The organism is Nonomuraea phyllanthi (assembly GCF_006334985.2).
GTDB lineage: Bacteria > Actinomycetota > Actinomycetes > Streptosporangiales > Streptosporangiaceae > Nonomuraea > Nonomuraea phyllanthi.
In genome coordinates this window covers 1-17,666 of sequence record NZ_VDLX02000034.1, presented here as the reverse complement: position 1 = coordinate 17,666, position 17,666 = coordinate 1, and the positions used below count along the sequence as shown (strand labels likewise).

Below are 17,666 nucleotides of genomic sequence, written 5' to 3'. Positions count from 1 at the left end.
CCGCATCGGAAGGAACTTTAGTTCCGTCTATCCCTCATAGCACCAGCAGGTTCTCTTGTTACCGATGCGACGCATGCCTACGGCACTTATGGGGACTTCTGGTCCATCCGATATAGATGAGTGAGGTGCTCAGCATGTTCCGGACATTCGCAACATAAGTTGACAGAACTCTGGAAGGTACGTGACGAGGCGTCGTAGGCAGTTGTCGCGAAAAGCCATCCGCTTGGCGCTGGAAGGCGATCAGAGAGTCGCACCGGTGGCGTGCGAGCATGACAGCAACGCCAGCACCCTGGGCAGTTGGGTGAACCGGCATCGGATCGTGAGGGCTCAGGAGGAGCAGCCGACGGCCTCTGGTCCGGACCGGGCCTGCACGGCTGCCCAACAGCAAGGGCGGCATGATGCCACCGGACTACCGCTTCCGCGTCGGCTCGCAATCAAAGACGATGGTGACCACCGTCCTCCTCCAAATCAGCGACAAGGGCAGGCTAAAGGCTGCACCCGCGCCATCGTTATGATCGACGCATGGCTACATCTACGACGCTAGCCACGTGCACTTTCGGTCCGCCCTGGAGCACGCATATCGAGGGTTGAGCGGCACCGCGACTGCCAGAACGAGCGCCAGCAGAGACTTTCTGGAATGGAACCACGCAACCGTGAAACCGACGCCCCTATCGCTACGGTGATGCTGACGCAGGCAGCCGCCGAGTCCTACGCCAGCTGGGTGCACCTAAGGCCGGCCGACACCCCGGCTTCATGAAGTGGCAGACCGCGTGGAAGGAGCTGCCGGCCGCGGCCGCGGAGCTTGAGCGCCCGGATGACTTCGAGATCAGCCCCGACCAGGCAGCCACGCTCAAGCAACTGGGCGCCTGGAGGAACTACCTCATGCACAAAGACCCTGACGTCCGTGACTGGCTGCACGCCGCAATCGTCGCCCAAGAGCATATCGCCCCTGACGCCGGTGAGGAGGCCATCGTGAACCTGCTTAACGCCGACCTCGCCCGGTGGGCGGTCACGACGTTCGAGCAATTTGTTCCGGTGGGCCGAGGCGCACACAGGCATTTCGGCTCCGTTCACCGCAGGCGCCCGGCCAGGCGAGCGACTCCGGCCAGTCCGCCGAGCAGGTCCTTTGAGATGGTTTGCTGCTCGCAGTCGAGCGGGCTCAGGTAGCCCAGAGTGGAGTTGAGCTTGATCCGGTTTGACGGACACCATCGTTGTGGTGGTCAGGCCGCTGCGGCGGCCTCGTAGTCGGCCGGGCTACGGTAACCCAGGCTGCTGTGCAAGCGGTGCAGGTTGTACCAGCCCTCGATGAACTCGAAGATCGCGCTGCGGACCGCAGCTTTGGTGGGCCAGACCTGCTGGTCGAGGAGTTCGCCCTTGAGGGTGGCGAAGAACGACTCGGCCAGCGCGTTGTCCCAGCACTGACCGGTGCGCCCGACCGACAGCCGCACCCCGAGCCGTTCAGCCAGGGCGGCGTAGGCGGCGCTCGTATATTGACAGCCCCTGTCCGAATGAAAAATCACCGGCCCGGTGGGCCGGCGCCGGGCGCAGGCCCGCTTCAGAGCCTCGGCCACCAAGTCGGTGCGCAGATGGTCGGCCGTCGCCCAGCCCACCACCCGGCGGGAGGCGATGTCGATGACAGTGGCCAGATACAACCAGCCCTCCTCGGTCGGCACGTACGTGATGTCGCCGCACCAGCGCGTATCGACGGCTGCCGCATCAGGGGCGAAGACACGGCCGATCAGGTCCGGCCGGGCATCGGCGTTCGGATCGACCACAGTGGTCTGCTGCCGGCGGCGCCGATACCGTCCGGCCAGGCCGAGCGTGCGCATCAGCCGGGCCACCCGCCTCCTGCCGCACCGCTGCCCGTCCCGCTGCAGCTGCGCATGCACGCGCGGCGCGCCGTAGCTGCCCCGTGAGCGCGCGTGCACCTCGGCGATGCGCTCGGCCAGCGCCGCATCGCGCACCGCGCGCGGGCCGGGTACGCCACTGCGGCGCGCGTAGAAGGCGGCACGGGAGACTCCCAGCAGCTCACACGCCCGCTTGACGCTGTGACCGCCCTGCTTCTCCGCCTCGATGAACGGATCCACGCTCACCGGGTCTCCCTCACGAAGAAAGCCGTCGCCCGCTTGAGAACGTCGACATCCTCACGCAGCCGCCGGTTCTCCCGCCGCAACGCCTCCAGCTCCTGACGCTCGCTGCTGGTCAGTCCCTCTCGTTGCCCGGCATCGACCTCGGCCTGGCGGATCCATTGACGCACCGCGGTCTCGGTCAGGTCGAAGTCCTTGGCCACCTGGCCGACCGAGCGGTCACCACGCCGGCACAGCTCAACGATCTCGGCCTTAAACTCCGGTGTGAACGAGCGGCGAGGACGCGGCTTCTTCTTCCCCATGTTCTCCATCATGGACATCCTCCCGGGGACGAACCCCTGATCTCAGATGTCCGTCAAACCGGATCAAGCCCAAGTGTCTTCTGCGGGTGTTGTACCGAGCGATCCACTTGGAGACCACCGTACCTTCAAGGTCCGCAAACCTGGCCGGATCGGTGATCGAATCGGCGACGGCGCGTAGAGGAGCCGCCTGGTCCAGAGGTTGATGTGCTCTGTGCCGGTTGTAGAACGCCTCACACCCGCGCAAGGCATGCCGAAAAGGCGCTCGTTCCGGAGCAGACATCGATCCAGGAGCTTACGGCGGCAGGACTGCACCCACCCCTCCATGACCGCGTTCATCCGTGGCATCCGGAGCAAAAAGCAGCGTCTGAACGACCTGATCAAGTTCACCCGCGATGCCCTCCTCTAGAAGCTTTTGGCGCACGCGGCGCCGCAAGGCATCGGTACTGAGCACAGGGAGTGACATTTCAGATACGACACTTTCAGCCTGTTGGGCCAGAGTAGTAAGTCGGCGATGATACTGGTCACTGGGGTCATAAGTAGGAATGGGAAGATTCCAAACATGCTTATCGAAGTGTCGAGGGTTATGCTCGCCCCGGACCTGCATATGACGCACAGCCATCGTAGTTACCATTGAATTCAGAATCGAACATAAGTAGCGACCCTCGTCTTCATCTGCCACCACACCCCAGTAGAGCGAATGATCGATTACGGTCGCATTGTCCTTAACTATAGCGGCGGCAAGGTACATTCCACTCTTAAGATACGCAACGCGATGACCGGAAGCGGGGAATTGTCGCGACAACGCTTTCATATAATCTAATCTATCGATAAGATCCATCTTGTCACTCGCTCTATTCTGCAGCCAGGCATCCTCTGCTGCTCGCCACCATTGCAAGAATCCTGGATACCTCTCCAACCAAGGCTGCTCACTATCTGCGACTAGCCGTTGTTCATGCATGGGGAGGACCGCCTCCATTGGCGTGAGCCATCTGAATGGGAGAAGGGAGTCACCTAGATAAATAGGCTGAATGAACTGCGATTCGATCACTCCGCGGAGTGACTCCATGCGCCTCCAACGCTTATCTTCCTTCGGGCTACGATAACTTTTTACTCGGCGTCGTCCTGGCCCGGGGCCCAAAGGGCCCGCTGGCTCAGGTTCTACGAAAAATAGGTATCGAGGGGTTACGGTCGCTCCCTCAAAAAAGCGCGATCGATAGGGGCTACTAGCAGTGAGAGCGGGAATGGAACCACGAGGATTGCGCCGTATATGTTTCTCCGCATCTGACCAGCGCCCACCAGAATTCTGAAGCCGCCCTACCCACTCTTCGCAGTCACGCGTAAGTGCGCGCGGGCTTCTATCGTGAGACATACGCTCACCTTGAACTACTCCAACAGCCTGCTTGAAGAAGGTTGGCTTTATTCCCGATAAGTCCCATGCCTGCTCAAAACGAACATTGAATGGACTCTGGCCCTTATATACACCTTGACGAAAGCCTCGATATTGCCCTCCAGTAAGTGCAGCCAACGGCATGACATACCCAAACCGTCCGCCGGCACGAAGGTAGAGTTCTACACATCGAACAACGAACAGAGCCGACAAGTCTTGGTTTGTCGTGTGCTTAGCACCCCTCCATAAGCCCCGGTCAGTACACATGATGCGAAATGACGTCTTCTGAATATCTGTCATATAGCGATATGCCAACCACGGCGGGTTTCCGACTAACACATCTGCTCGATTATCTGGCCTTGCGAGCCAGATGGGTCGAGCTAGATTTCGTACATAGTAACCCCAGATATGGTCTCGTCCCTTATCGTGGAGAGTGCACATGTTTTCGAAAGTCTGCGTGAGTACAGCCTGGTCCTCTTCCTCGATCGCGTATTTGCAAAAAAAGGCATTCAAAGGCGGTACTGAAGAATCTGCTAGACGTTGACTTGCTTTATCGGCAAGCTCTTGCACGATCTGGTCGAATAGGCCAGCGTTCGCCATTATACGATCAGGGAACCGGAGTTTGTCCGTAGCATTTGCACCTTCATAATCTGGATCGTAGAGTAGAGCTGCATGGTCGAAGGTTGTCGGTATACTTAAGCCGTCATATGACCATAGCTTTCCTTCCTGTCCCCAGCGCATCGAGTCGCAGAGATATACCGGGACAGTAAAACGCGGACGGTTATCTGCTTGCAGGCGCCTCATCCCGATGGCGAGCAGGTACGTGACTCTCGCTAGAGTAACAGCAACTGGCTGTACATCGAATCCATAAACCTTTTCTGTTACTCCTCGGATAATGTCGGGGACAGGAAGTCCGTGTTGCTCAGCGGCTTCAACATATTGCCTAACAGCATGAAATATGAAAGTGCCACTTCCGCAGCTGGCGTCCAGCACACGCTGCGAGAGCGGATCTGTTACGAGATCAGACACAATTTTCTCCGCTAGCCAATCCGGCGTATAGTACTCCCCCAACCGATGGCGGACCAGCTCAGGAATTATCGACTCATAAAGCGTCTTCAACACATCATGTTCTACTTCATCCCATGCGAAACGGCGTAGTCGGCGTATCAGGTCATCAATAAAGCTAAGACCCTCCGGTATTTCACTAACCCAATCAAAGAAGTCGGATTCGATAACGCCCCCTACCTGTGCGTTAGAGAACTCGCGTCCAGACATGATTGAGTCAGCTGTAACCTGTCCATACACTGGCCGAAGCAGGCCTAAAACTGCATGGCCAATAACATCCGCCATTGCCACTAGGAGCGTATGATTCACGAACAAAGCATCATCGTCGGTGAAGTTTGTTCCTGAGGCGGTTGTAAGCAACTTAGCCCACATGTCGCGCTTTACTTTTACTCGGGGGAATTCACGGCATTTCTCGTAGAGAGATTTCAGTTGTGTGGCTGCGAGGGCATACGATGGGCTTTCAGCGCCGAGCTTGGCCTCAATTTCAGCAGGAGTGGGCCGCAAACTTTGTTTGACAGCGAGTACTGCCTCAAGCCATGAGACCACTTCATCATGCTTCTTGCCCACCGTCACGGAAAAGGATCTTATTTTGCGAAGACTTCCACCCGACCAGACATGAAGATGCCATTCCTTGCCATCGGTGACCAGACCGAGATAGTTACCCTTATCACGCTGCTGGACTGCCGATATGTACTGCTCTAAACTCGCTTTCGCTTCCAATAGGTCTCTGTTGTCCGTCAAGTCTCGCCGGACGTCAATAACAGTGCGTCCAATACGTATATCTACCTGGAATCCAACGCCCCAAAGAGAATTTCGCACGTCACTTAGATCTAGCTCTGTGAGACCAAGGTCGCCTTTCTGTAGTAGCTGAAGGATGTCGTCGCGAACATCCTCTAATCTACGAGTGGCCCTGCGACTCGCAAGCCGCTTTATGATAATACTTATATCAACTGGGTGATCGTGTAATTGAGGCCACTTAGCTAAAATTCTGTGCGCTGGTGCAGCATAGATGGTGGCGCCCGTCGCTAGATCAGGGCGATCGTCCCGAGGCTGATTTCGCATAATGAGGCCGGCAGCCCGCATGGGGTGTCCAACCAGAACGGGCGCACCGCTAAGGCCGTGGAGCGACAGGCCGGCGGTAGAGTCTCTACACGAGAGTTGCAGTGCCTCTGCACCGTCGTCCAGCCGCGAAGCTCTCCAGACGATAGCTCCCGATGCCGCGTATAGGAAAGCCCCCTTTACAGCTTTAGGAGCCCCGGGAGCAACATATTGTTCGTGTTCATGAATATCAACGGATAGCGAGATCGGATCAAGCGAACTTGGCAGAGCCTGCGTCAAAGCAAGGAGGGCAACATCATTGATATGATCGGCATCGCTTACGGTAGCCATAGTCTCTGCAGTACCCCAAACACACATCAAACGCTGTACTTCGACCTTGCCAGTGTGACGATTTCCGACACAGTGAAAAGCCGTTAAGGCCAGGCTCTTAGTTACTGCAAAGACCGTTCCGAGTTCTTGATCGGACACGGTGTCGTACAGCCGACCTACCGCAAGACTCATTTGCTGTCCGGTGCAGGCTTAAGAACTAATCTTGCAGAGAATGTTGCTTCCGTTGATGCTTTGGCGATTACTACGCCAGTCTCCGCTTGAACGGCGATATCGAATCCAATCTCGATGGATTCAACGCCCCAGGCTTTAGGGTGTGCCGGGCGGTCCAAAATCCGTTCGAGACGAGATCTAAGTTCATCGGCAACCGCGCCGATGCTGTCTGCGATCTCCTGAGCCCGGGCGCCAAACTTCTCAGGGAGTTCGGGCACGCGAGGTTTGAGATCGCCCGAGACTTCACTTGGTCGCACTTCCAATAGGAGCTGTGTCTTCGTAGAACGTTGATGCTGAGACTTGGACATGAGCCTCCTAACCAACGTGTCACGCCTACTCATCTTTAATGAAGCATCTTTGCGCATAGTTGGCCAGAGGCTCTACGCAAAAAGCTCTCCCCCTCCGGCATGGGGACAGCCTGGGGCAGTTTACGGCGGTCCAGATTACGGTCAGAAGGTGTGGCCAGAACTGGATACATCTCCTTCACTTCGCCTCTTCGTCCTGAGTATCGGGCGTCTTCGATGAGCTGCAGGACAAGTGGTTATGGGTCTGAAACCCGCTCATGCCACAGCGTGCCCTGCCTCAGGGTGGCAGAAGACCGGACATGCAGTGTTCTCCACAGCTTGAAAACGAGGCTCAAGGCGGCTGGCGCCAGCCGAAACGACACAGGGTGAGTCGGTCAGTACCTCGCCGCGTTCCGCCGCCAGCGAGCAGGGACGGGGCTCCGTCACGGTGAAGTTCTGGCGGACTTTCCTAGAGGTGGACGGCATGTGTGGGTAAGGCCAATGAGCTGATCGGCGCGGCGATGGAAGCGCTGGCCCGCGAGGACCAGGCGGCCTTCGACTCCGCCGCCGCCTACCTGGCCAACCGGGACGACGCCGATCGCGTGCTGGTGGAGGTCGTAGCCGGAGCGATCTCGGGGTCGTGGTGGAACGGCTGGCAGCCCGCCGACGTGGTCAGGATCGCGGCTAGGCGGCTGACCGACTGGTACGGGCGGGCGGCGACCGATCTCGTCGCCGTCGAGCTGCACGCCTACGCGCCGGCCACGGTGGACGAGCGCTGGCGCGACCAACTCACCGGCCTGGAGGTCGCTGGTGTGGTGGAAGAGGGGCCATCTGGCAGCGTGGCATACGCGCGACGGGGCCGGTCGGCTGGTGACCGTCTCCGGCGTGCTGGAGTCGCTCGGCCCGCCGGCTGGGGCCGCTGGCCGTACGGTCCGGGCACGCTCGCACGGACGGCATGATGGTCGATCGTGTTACTGCGCTTGTCCTTGCGCCTGCCGAAAGTACATCCATACAGCTCACGCGGCACGTGAGTACTCGCGGAGGACTCCGCCGGTCGGCTCCGCCTGCGGACACTCAGCTCGACGTTTCACGCGGTTTCGTGATCGCGTCCGGCACAAGAGTGTCAGAATAACATTTTAATCTCAGAATTCAGGCTTGTTCAGATCCTGCACAATGCGACCTTGACCCTTATCCTTAGCCGGTGGATCTAGCACATTCGAGTTCGGACATCGGAGCGACAGTGACCAGCCGAGAGCAGGATGCGGTGCGTATCCTGCTACTCATCGATGGTGCTTGCGAGCCCGTAAGTGATGCCGAGCGTGCTCTCCCCGGGCTTGCCGAGGCCGTGGGTGTGGTCCGAACTCAGGTGCGGATCCAGAAGCTGGACTTTTGGCTGCGAAATCCCGACTATCTCGCGGACGAGCTGCTGACGGAGTATGAGAAGAGCGGTGAAGGGCCTCTTCTGGAGCTCGCCGGCAGCATCTTGGACTCCGAAGAGCCAGAAGTCCGGCGGTACCCGATGCTTCGCCATCACTTCGGTGCCTACGAGCCCTTGGACGATGCCCTGGCGGTTCTGCGCAGCGCCGGTCTGGTCGCCAGCCGTCGGCGAGGCACAATCAATCGGGTGCGCCAGCATGACTACTTCTTGCTAGCGGCAGGGCGGGAAGTAGCCCGAAAAATGATTCGCGAGGCACCGGTCTTTCAGTATTACGTCGAACGAACGCGTCTCGTCCTCGCCCTGGCCGATGGACTGGGAGGCAGCCAGCTCAAGAAGCGGCAGTATCTGCAACGCGAGTACGCCCAGGCGGCTCGGGGCGAGCGGATCGGATCGGTCAGTGCCCGGGCCCGGGCACGTCTGGAGAAACTGCGAGCGCAGGCGGTGATTCATGGCTGAGAACGGCATGCCCCTGGAGAGCCGGATCGCTGAGCGGAGCGGCGTTTCGGCGGAGGATGTCCGCGGTGTGTTCGACGACTACGGGGTTCCTCTCGCGACACCGCCCGCCAGGCCCCGGACCCTCAGATTGCATAGGCTGCGCCTGTCAGGAGTGCGTACGGGCTCGGTCTATCCGGGAAAGTTCGATACTTCGCTGCGGTTCTCCGAAGGCCTGACGGGGCTGGTCGCGGCCAATCTCCGAGGGAAGACCAGTGTTCTGGAACTGATCACCTGGTGCCTCCGCGGCTCGCCGCGCGAGTCGATCGGCGTACGGCACTGGTTGCACGAGATCGACTTGGACGCCGAGGTGGCCGGGCAACCCATGGGCTTCCGGCTGAACCTGTCCGAGGAAAAGATCACCTCAGCAGTGGTTCTGACTGGCTCTGATATCCAAGCGCTGGAAGCGGCACGTGAACCGGACACCACCCGTGACATCGTCGCGGTTCTACGGGCATCCAGCGAGGAGAGCTATTCCGAGCAGATTCAGGCTCTGATGATGGACCGGCTGGACCTGCATCCACTCGTGAACAGCCTTCAGGAGACGGGCACCCAGACCCATGGCTGGCCCGTGTACTTTGGAGCGATCTATCTGCCTGCCGGACGGGACAAGGCCTTGCTCGGAGAGCTCCTGATGAGCGGCCTGCCCGGCCGCCTTCTGCAGGTGTTCTTGGACCTGCCCTCCGCCGCCGCGCTCACCCGGGTCAAGACCACGGCCGATGTGCTGGGAGCGCGCCGCAAGGCGCGCCTTGCCGCGGACAAGGCAGCCAGAGACCAACGTAGCCAGGAACGACAGCAGATCGAGGCGGATCTGCGGCAGGCGCAAGAGCGGCTCGCCTTGGTCAGCGACACTGAAGACGGTGAGCAGGAGTCTCTGACAGATCTGGCGGCCGAGGCGGTCGGGCTCTCCCGCGCAGTGGCCAACACACAGGACATGTGGGACGAGATGATGCAGGCACATCGCCGTGCTCGTGCCCAGCGCCAGCACGACTCCAAACTCTTCAACGATGTCAGCGAGAGTGCCACCGCCCGGATGCTCTTTCACGGGCTCGACCCAAAGGCGTGCCCGCGGTGCGATCAGGAGATCAACGCCGACCGCCGTCGCGAGGAGATCGAGGCGCGCGCGTGCGCTGTGTGCTCGCGACCGGTGCCAGGTGACGACGACAACCACGAGGACGTCATCACCGAAGCCAAGCAGCGACTTGAGGCCAGCGCGGCTGCGGAAAAAGCCGCCAAGGAAGCGTTGGAAGCCGCCGAAGCAGAACTGGCGCGTCTCTCCGAGGACCTGGCCCAGGTGCAAGAACGGCTTCGCCGCGCGGAGTTCGCCACCCAAGTGCCCGCCCGGCTCGCGGCGCGGGAGGAGGTGCTGCGCCTGGAGGGCGCGCTGAGCGTCTTTCCGGAACTCCCGCCCTTGGTCGATGACCCCAGCGAGACGCGGGCATTGCAAGTGCTGAAGGCCGCAGTCAAGATCTTGGAAGAAGATCACGAATCGGCTGCGGCAACACTCTTCGCCGACCTCAACCGCGAGATCGTTGAACTCGGCCAACGCTTCGGCATCGACTCCCTGGAGGCGGTGAAGATCGATCGCGCCGCGCGCCTGGAGATCACCAAGGGCGGTGACCGGCCCAAGCCCTTCAGCGTCCAAAGTCCGGGAGAACGACTCCGGCTCCGCATCGCGGTAGTGATCGCCTTGTTGCGAGTGGGCGACGTCCATCATGTCTCCACCCACCCGGGACTGCTGCTCATCGACAGCCCGAAAGCGGAGGAGGTACAAGACCTCGACATCCGGAGGCTGCTGGGAGAGTTGGCCGCGCTCGCCACAGACAAGCACCTGCAGGTGCTGATCACCACCACCGACTTCAAGCTGGCTCATGACGTTCTGCAGCAGGGCAACATCATCGAAGCTCCCGACGGCAAGCCGTTGTGGTGACGAAATCGCGGGCTGGTGAAGGAGACGGCATGGCGCAGTTGGCAGACAGGCTGAACGCCCTGGCGGCCTCCGGGCAGACGATCACTTTCCAGACCGTTTCCCTGCCACCCCAGGTGGTGCACAGCGACGTGCCCGAGGTCGCGGCCGGCCCCTACGCGCCCTTGCTGGCCGAGGCAATCGTGCACGCCTTCGACGAAGGCGATGCGACCTGGATCGAAAAGGCCGAAGCCTTCCCCAGCGGGTTCGCAGGGCAAACTAGCCTTTTGGCGTTCTCCTCAGCGCTGGAGACCCTGCTGAGCAGTCCCGCCGCCGCTCGTGGACTTGCCGGCCCGCTGAACAGCATCCTGCTGGACGGTCTGCCCGAGGCCATTCGCACAGTGCCCCTCCTTGCAGCGGCGCGACTGGAGGGAGCAGTGCGGCTGGCCGTGGCGGAGGCCGTCAGCCCCTACAAGATCTGGGGGGCGCTGGAAGATCTGCCCGCCGACGGACCGGATGACTTCCTTGAACGACTGCCGCGCATCCTCGGGGTCGCGCTGGATTGCTGGTCACAGCGGGACGCGGCGATCACGGCGACCGTACGCAACCTGCTGCAACGACTGTCGGTCGACGAGGCGGCTGACGTCGACGCGTTGTTCGAACTCGGCTGCGACCGACTCCGGGCCGCCCTGACCTCGCGTGAGCTGTCAGTAGTCACAGGCGAGATGACCGAGGCCCGCCGGTTCTTCGCTGCTGCCGCCGCCACAGAGGAGGGCCGTGACGATGCCGAGGTGTATACGGCGGTGTGCGATGCCATTCTGCACTTCGCTGCGGGCAACGCCGAACAGGTCGCCACAGCCGCCGATCAAGTAGCGCAGGCGCTGGAACGGCGGGAGGCATGGCTGCACGGCACTCACCAACCCACATGGTTACAGCCACGCCGGTCCGCCGAAATAGCCTGGGGACGGCTTCTTCTCCAGCTTCGGGCAACCTCGCAAACACTGAATGCGCCGGTGTGGATGGACTCCTGGCGTGCGTTGGACGCTGTTCTCGACGCTTATCGCGCTGCCCGCACGGTACGGCCCGTCGGTACCAGCACGCCTGCCACCGGCCTGGCCACGCTGGTCGAACCCGCAATCGAAGACAGCTTCCTACGGGAGGCGTCTTTTCTTGCCGCACTCCGGCACGCCGCCGAACACCCGCAGGACTATCCCGGTTCCGCATTCGACACCGAGACGGCAACGAAGATCATCGTTAGGATCGACGCCCGAGAGACTACCAGCGACACCATCAAGGACCCTGCCGAAGACGACGACGAGGAGGGCGGGCAAAAGGCAGCCGCCGACCGCCTCCACCGCATCGCACCCAACCTGGTCCGCACGCTCGGCCTTGAACGAGCCCTGCGTATCGCCGAAGACCTCAACGACTTCCAACTCGCCGATCTCCAGGGCATCGCCTACACCAGTGATGTCGCACGGCTCGAAGCCTCTGATCCCCTGATCGTGCCGTTGCTGGACCGTTTCGTTGCGGAACTGTCTTCCCACCCTGCCTTCACCGCTGATGTCCGGACCACGTTCAGCGCCCTTGTCGAACAGACCTTGCTCTTCCTCAAAAGCCGCTCCGACCTAACCCGCACCAGCCTCTTCGGCGCGGGCAAGAAGGACGATCCTCCCTACGACTACCGCCGTAAACCAGAAAAGGGGCAACGTATGCCCGTCGAAGCCGACCTACAGCGAGACTTTCACAGCTGGTTGATGTCCGGCAAGCTGCACAATATCGTCCAGGTCGAATCTACCGATGTCGGCATGGGACGCGCCGACGTCATGGTGCACTTCGGCTCGCTGCGCTACCTCACCGAGATGAAACAGGACAGCGACGACAACACGCGCGAGCACATTGAGGGGAAATACCTCACCCAAGAAGCCGAGTACACCAACACAAACGCGCCCTTCGGCCAGCTTCTCGTCCTGGACCTCACTCCCAAGACCGGCACCGAAGGCACCCGCAGAATCGATGAGCTCACCTGGCTCGCCTCGCACCGCCCCCACAATGCTGAGGTCGATCGATGCGTGCTCGTGGGCATCGTGACAGGCAACCGCCTTACGCCCTCTACCTACTCACAGTAATCCTTCCCGCAGGAGAGAAGGGCTCGGCGCCGCCGATGCCTAGATCGTTGCCGTCAATGACACTGCGCCTGCCGAAAATTATATCCGCGCACGTCAGGCAGGCTTTGCATCGCTTCCGAAGCGACTACAAGGCATCCTCGCAAGAGGGCACGCATCGCCTCCCATGACTGCTCCGTGGTTGCTCGCCCACGTTCGGCGGCCGTGGGGGCGAGGCCTCGTGGCAACACATGGCCACGTCGAGAAGGGGGCAAACGGCACATTTTGGTGATGGTCAAGAACACAGGGTTGCTCGGCAATTCCTCGCGTGTGCGCGATACAGCACGGCATCAATCATCACTTCCCGACAGGACGGCGGGGAGAATTCCTCCACAGCTCACAATCCGTGGGTCGTGGGTTCAAGTCCCACCCGTCCTACTCTCCAAACCGCGTTCGACCTTGGGGCTTTACCCAGGTCTGTAGTCGCGTCATCCGGTGAGTCAGGGTGAGCCACAGGTGAGTCATGCCGTCTCCCGGGCCTTGCCATCTTCCGGTTGCTCCGGACCGCCCTCAGCACCAGCCGCGCCGTCGCGCAAGCGCTGTCGTGATACAGCTGCGGCAGCGCCGAGACATAGGTATCGGCGGTCAGCACGATGCTGGCATGCCCCAGCGTGCTCTGCACCACCTTCAACTCCGTGCCCGACGCCAGCGCCAACGTCGCAGCTCCATGCCGCAGGTCGTGCAATCGGACCGGCGGCAGCCCGCTGGCGGCCACCAGCTTGTGGAAGCGGTGGGTGAGATAGCTCGGCTGCACGGCCGTCCCGTTGCCCGGGTGAAGATCGGGCTGGTCGGCGACCACCACTCCCCAGCCGCCGGCGCTGCGCACGCTCGTGCCGGCGCAACAGCCGCACGGTTTCCGGATCCAGCGCCAACGTCCGCCAGTTGGCCGCGCTCTTCGGCTCGCACCAGACCAGCCCCTCGTCGGTGTGCACCAGCTGATGGGCGATGGCCAGCTCGCGCCGCTCCAGGTCGACGTCCACCCAGCGCAGGCCCGCGGTCTCCCCGCGCCACAGCCCGCGCAAGGCCACCAGCCACCACAGCTCGAACAGCGAATCCTCCTGTGCGTAGCGCAGGAAGGCGGCCAGCTGCTCGACCGTCCACACCGCCACCGCCGAACGCTCTCCCCCGTGCCGCCAGGCCTGTGGGTGCCAAGAACTCGGCCGCCCTATGCGACCTGCACATATTCGTGGATCAGCCCACCGAGGCGATCACGCCGGATGACCTTGATATCGTCCTCGACCGGGTCGGGAAGGGCTCGCAGCGGGGCGGCCTGGCCCAGGGAGCGATGCGGGCGATGCTCATTGAAGTGGGTCTCGTAGATCGCCAGCACGCGTCGTAAGTGGCGGGCGTTGACGATGAGGATCCGATCGAGGAGTTCTCGGCGCAGGCCGCCGATCCAGCGTTCGGCGAAAGCGTTGGCCCGCGGAGCTCGAGGTGGCGTCTTGAGGATGCGGATGCCTGCGGCCGTGAAGACTTCGTCGAACATGGTGGTGAACTTCGTATCCCGATCACGGATGAGGAATGTGAACCCCTCCGCCCTGTCCCCCAGCTCGATCATCAGGTTCCTGGCCTGCTGCGCAACCCAGGGCCCGGTCGGATGCTCGGTGACGCCGAGGACGTGCACCCGCCGGGTGCTGATTTCCATGACGACCAGGCAATACACGCGTTTGAACAGCACGGTGTCGCAATGGAAGAAGTCGCATGCCAAGATCCCCGTTGCTTGAGCGCGCAGAAACTCACTCCAGGTCGGCCCCGCGCGTCGTGGCGCCGGCTCGATACCGGCCTTCTTCAAGATCAGCCACACCGTGGAGGCCCCGACCCGGTAGCCCAGAGCGGCGAGTTCCCCGGCGATCCGCCGGTAACCCCACAGCGGATTCTCCCGGGCCAGACGAAGCACCAAGGCCCGGATGGTGCCGCGGGTGCGAGGCCGACCCTGGCTTCGCCGCTTGAAGGTCCAGCGCCGCCGCACCAGATCGGCGTGCCAGCGCAGCAGCGTGCCCGGCGTCACGAACAACCGCCGACGACCTTCCAGAGACAGCAGCCGCGCCAGCGCGCTGATCACCGCTCGATCCGCCCACGCCAGCTGAGGCCTGGCCACCTGCCGACGCAACACCGCGAGCTGATGACGCAAGGCCAGAATCTCCGCCTCCTTCGACCTCTGCGAGCGCCCCAACAGCACCAGCCAACCCGCGAGCCGAACGAAGATCAGATAAAGCAACCGCAACGCCATGAATAGCGATCATGCCCGCCCGAACAGAAACGCCGAACCCCAGGTCAACCCCAAAGGCCGAGTTTCGGGCATCCACAAGGTCTTGATCCGGCGCCCGAGCGGGCCTCCACCACCTGGGCCGACTTCCTGCGCTCGCAAGCAGACGCCCTGCTGGCCTGCGATTTCATCGAGACCATCACCCTGAACGGCCAGCGCCAGTACATCCTGGCCGTCATCGAACACGCCACCAGGCGCATCCGTGTGCTCGGCACCACCGCGCACCCCACCGCAAATTGGGTCGCCCAGGCGATAAGGAACCTGGCGATGGACCTCGACGATGCGAGTTGTCGGGCGCGCTTTCTGCTCCGAGATCGGGATGGGAAGTTCCCCGCCCTCATAGACGAGATCCTCACCGAGGCCGGCATCAAGACGGTGCTCACCGGCATCCGGATACCGCGGATGAACTCGATCATGGAGCGGTGGGTGCAGTCGTGCCGTCACGAGCTTCTCGACCGATGCCTGGTATGGAACGAACGCCACCTGCGGCACGCTCTGCGCGAGTACGAGCGGTTCTACAACCAGCACCGCGCCCACCAAGCCCTGAGCCAGGCTGCTCCGCTGCGCACCGTCTCCGATCCGATCACGGATTCAGAGCGAATCAGCGGCCTGAACATACGCCGACGAGACCAGCTCGCCAGCATCCTCCATGAGTACTCACACGCCGCTTGACCTGCATGGATGGAATTTTCGGCGGGCGCAGGCCAGGTAGGCAAAGCGACGGAGCACAGCGGATCATCCTGCCGCACGCGCCCCCTTCTCCCGGGGGACCGGAGCTCGCGTACGCCACGTGAAGCCCTCGCAGAGTCATGACCTGGGCGGATGTAACTATCGGCAGGCGCAGTCCTCCACGAGTACTCACACGCAACTTGACCTGCACGAATGGTTTATCGGCAGACATACTGGCGCGCTAACCACCACCCGCAATCAACTCTCAGCCGAACCGCGCAGCCGACCATTGATCACGGAAGATCGAGTTGAAGCACTTTCGCCGCGTCAAGAGCATTTGTACGGCCTGCCCGCCTTCCCAGCCTGCTGCTCAAACCTGTTCTCGCAGGGATCTTTGCCCTCGGCCATGTAGTAAACCAGAAACGTGGGCCAATAGTCTGAGCCCTTGTTGTAGGTCGCCCACTGGCGCGCATGCACGGCCTCGTGCCGCAGCAAATCGGCCGCAGGCTTCTTGTCAGTGAGCATCACCGAAGACAACGTCATCGCGTCACCGTCGAAATGCTTCGTTTTGCGCAAACCTGTACATACGGTCAATATCCCGCTCTTGCTGCAGCCCTTACCATGCTCCTCTGCCCACTTTATCAGATTGGCAGTGAACTTCGCATTCGTTTGCCCTGGAGGCTGACTGCCCAAGAACTTGTAGAGCTCCACGGGGTAGCCAGAATCCTTAAGCTCCTTCGTAGGAGTGCACTTACCCGAAGAAGGGTTCTCGCAGATGGCACTTCTGAACTCTTCCCATTTCTCTTTGATCAGTTTCTGGCAATCATCGCTGCGGAGGCTCTCCCTACACTGGCTGAGCGTGACTTCCATATCCGCTTGCGCCTCGGCGATCTTCAACGTGGCATTGGCCGCAGGAAGGCCGCCTATTTGTAGGCGCGCCCACATCCGAGTGATGATCTCCTCGGTCGCACCCTTGTAGATTAGCTCAACGACGCTCTTACGTACCGCTTTATCGGTGGCCCAAAAGCCCTTGGGAGGCTCCATGCCGTTCGGGAGAACATTCTGCGTCCTCATTTGCTCCTCGGTCATCACCAAGACGAAGCCGCTCGTTATCACCTCTCCTGCGGTGACGCAGGCGAGGCAGGCGCCGATCATGTCGTTGGACGTATCGATTGCGTCGCCGCCTCCGCAGGCTCCAAGGGAGTAGCCGATGCAGCCGGCAGCGCTCGATCCGGAGCCGCTGTAGCCGAATCCGGCGAGTGAGCCGCTGCCGATGCTGATGGTGGCGTGGCCGGTGGGGTCGGTGCCGGTCAGGGGTGAGGCGTTGGCGTAGGTGTAGCGGTTGGCTTGCACGGAGGGGTTGGGGGTGAGGTCGGCGGTGTCGCGGCTGGTGAAGGTGCCGGTGCCGGGCTGGTACCAGCGGGTGTGCATGTTGAGCTTGCCGGTGTCCGGGTCGGTGTACTCGCCCTGGTAACCAAGCTGACTCGAGGTGCCAGTCTGAGCGGTGACTGTGCCGAAGGGGTCGTAGGCAGCCGAGGACTGCAGGCTGGTGGTGAAGGTGGCTACCAGGTCGCCGTGGAGATCCGTCAGGGCCGCTACGGCCGCGCCGGTGCCCTCCTTCAGCCCGAGCAGGCCACCACCGGCGTCTCTCGCATAGCGTGCCTGGACGACTCCGCCGCTGTCGGTGACGGCGGCCAAGTCGTTGCCGAGCCCGCTGTAGGCGAAGGTGTGCTTGGCGGTGCCGCGGATACGGCTGGTCATCCGATCGAGGGCGTCATAGCTGTAGAGGCTGTCGCCGTCGGCGATGAGCCGGTCGAAGGCGTCGAAGGTGTAGCTGGTGGTGGCGCCGGCCTTGGTGCTGGTGGCCAGCGTGCCGCGCGCCGTGTAGGTGTAGTCGGTGCCGTCGCCGGAGGTGAGGCGGTTGCGCTCGTCGTAGGTGAACGTCGCATCGCCGGCCTTGGTGCGGTTGCCGGCGGCGTCCCACTCATACGCGGTGGTGGAGCCGCCGG

Annotated in this window: 14 protein-coding genes; 6 read left to right on the top strand and 8 right to left on the bottom strand. The window is 61.8% G+C overall.

The genetic code is table 11. From position 1 onward, the window contains the following. Nucleotides 1-753 precede the first annotated feature (753 nt). Complete coding sequence (locus FH608_RS48655; RefSeq protein WP_139638024.1) at nt 754-1,167, top strand: hypothetical protein; 414 nt, start codon at nt 754-756, stop codon at nt 1,165-1,167. Between the two features lie 53 nt (nt 1,168-1,220). Here FH608_RS48655 and FH608_RS48650 read toward each other — a convergent pair whose 3' ends face one another. The 4 genes from FH608_RS48650 to FH608_RS48635 form a co-directional block, all read right to left on the bottom strand. Then, nucleotides 1,221-2,093 carry an IS3 family transposase gene (locus FH608_RS48650; protein ID WP_139638023.1) on the bottom strand — a complete coding sequence of 291 codons (873 nt, stop codon included), beginning with the start codon at nt 2,091-2,093 and terminating at the stop codon, nt 1,221-1,223. Beyond that, nucleotides 2,090-2,401, bottom strand: coding sequence for a transposase (locus FH608_RS48645; protein WP_193319060.1), 312 nt, complete (start codon nt 2,399-2,401; stop codon nt 2,090-2,092). Before FH608_RS48645 ends, FH608_RS48650 begins: the two co-directional genes overlap by 4 nt. 280 nt (nt 2,402-2,681) lie before the next feature. Next, complete coding sequence (locus FH608_RS48640; RefSeq protein ID WP_139638021.1) at nt 2,682-6,401, bottom strand: N-6 DNA methylase; 3,720 nt, start codon at nt 6,399-6,401, stop codon at nt 2,682-2,684. Next, complete coding sequence (locus FH608_RS48635) at nt 6,398-6,748, bottom strand: CU044_2847 family protein (protein ID WP_139638020.1); 351 nt, start codon at nt 6,746-6,748, stop codon at nt 6,398-6,400. Before FH608_RS48635 ends, FH608_RS48640 begins: the two co-directional genes overlap by 4 nt. A 464-nt stretch (nt 6,749-7,212) precedes the next feature. Here FH608_RS48635 and FH608_RS48630 point away from each other — a divergent pair, with 464 nt between their 5' ends. The 4 genes from FH608_RS48630 to FH608_RS48615 all read left to right on the top strand — a co-directional run bounded on the left by FH608_RS48630 (nt 7,213) and on the right by FH608_RS48615 (nt 12,686). Next, nucleotides 7,213-7,683 (top strand): hypothetical protein, encoded by a 471-nt coding sequence (locus tag FH608_RS48630; protein ID WP_139638019.1) that lies wholly within the window; start codon nt 7,213-7,215, stop codon nt 7,681-7,683. 242 nt (nt 7,684-7,925) lie between these two features. Beyond that, nucleotides 7,926-8,618, top strand: coding sequence for a hypothetical protein (locus tag FH608_RS48625; protein WP_226900566.1), 693 nt, complete (start codon nt 7,926-7,928; stop codon nt 8,616-8,618). Then, nucleotides 8,611-10,584, top strand: a complete 1,974-nt coding sequence (locus tag FH608_RS48620; RefSeq protein WP_139638018.1) for an ATP-binding protein — start codon at nt 8,611-8,613, stop codon at nt 10,582-10,584. The genes FH608_RS48625 and FH608_RS48620 overlap by 8 nt, the downstream gene beginning before the upstream one ends. Before the next feature lie 29 nt (nt 10,585-10,613). Continuing rightward, on the top strand, nt 10,614-12,686 hold the full coding sequence (locus tag FH608_RS48615; protein ID WP_139638017.1) for a hypothetical protein: 2,073 nt from the start codon (nt 10,614-10,616) through the stop codon (nt 12,684-12,686). 373 nt (nt 12,687-13,059) lie between these two features. Here the strand turns inward: FH608_RS48615 and FH608_RS54640 are convergent, their stop codons facing one another. The 3 genes from FH608_RS54640 to FH608_RS54635 form a co-directional block, all read right to left on the bottom strand. Further along, nucleotides 13,060-13,437, bottom strand: a complete 378-nt coding sequence (locus FH608_RS54640) for a tyrosine-type recombinase/integrase (protein ID WP_394367751.1) — start codon at nt 13,435-13,437, stop codon at nt 13,060-13,062. A gap of 450 nt (nt 13,438-13,887) precedes the next feature. Then, a complete protein-coding gene (locus FH608_RS48605) occupies nt 13,888-14,952 on the bottom strand; it encodes an integrase core domain-containing protein (protein WP_139638016.1) in 1,065 nt (354 codons plus the stop codon). 9 nt (nt 14,953-14,961) lie between these two features. Then, on the bottom strand, nt 14,962-15,174 hold the full coding sequence (locus tag FH608_RS54635) for a hypothetical protein (protein WP_193319058.1): 213 nt from the start codon (nt 15,172-15,174) through the stop codon (nt 14,962-14,964). 228 nt (nt 15,175-15,402) lie between these two features. Between FH608_RS54635 and FH608_RS54630 the strand changes: the two genes are divergently transcribed. After that, the gene (locus FH608_RS54630) at nt 15,403-15,660 is read left to right on the top strand and encodes a hypothetical protein (RefSeq protein WP_394367750.1); all 258 of its coding nucleotides are present in this window, start codon (nt 15,403-15,405) and stop codon (nt 15,658-15,660) included. Nucleotides 15,661-15,984: 324 nt separating this feature from the next. On the opposite strand, the gene FH608_RS48590 is transcribed toward FH608_RS54630, so the two are convergent. After that, the coding region (locus FH608_RS48590; RefSeq protein ID WP_139638013.1) for an RHS repeat domain-containing protein at nt 15,985-17,666 on the bottom strand (1,682 nt) is incomplete at its 5' end.

Coding starts and splice junctions, on each gene's coding strand:
- FH608_RS48655 (WP_139638024.1), top strand. CDS start 754: ATGAAGTGGCAGACCGCGTGGAAGGAGCTGCCGGCCGCGGCCGCGGAG.
- FH608_RS48645 (WP_193319060.1), bottom strand. CDS start 2,401: ATGATGGAGAACATGGGGAAGAAGAAGCCGCGTCCTCGCCGCTCGTTC.
- FH608_RS48640 (WP_139638021.1), bottom strand. CDS start 6,401: ATGAGTCTTGCGGTAGGTCGGCTGTACGACACCGTGTCCGATCAAGAA.
- FH608_RS48635 (WP_139638020.1), bottom strand. CDS start 6,748: ATGTCCAAGTCTCAGCATCAACGTTCTACGAAGACACAGCTCCTATTG.
- FH608_RS48620 (WP_139638018.1), top strand. CDS start 8,611: ATGGCTGAGAACGGCATGCCCCTGGAGAGCCGGATCGCTGAGCGGAGC.
- FH608_RS48615 (WP_139638017.1), top strand. CDS start 10,614: ATGGCGCAGTTGGCAGACAGGCTGAACGCCCTGGCGGCCTCCGGGCAG.
- FH608_RS48605 (WP_139638016.1), bottom strand. CDS start 14,952: ATGGCGTTGCGGTTGCTTTATCTGATCTTCGTTCGGCTCGCGGGTTGG.
- FH608_RS54630 (WP_394367750.1), top strand. CDS start 15,403: ATGGAGCGGTGGGTGCAGTCGTGCCGTCACGAGCTTCTCGACCGATGC.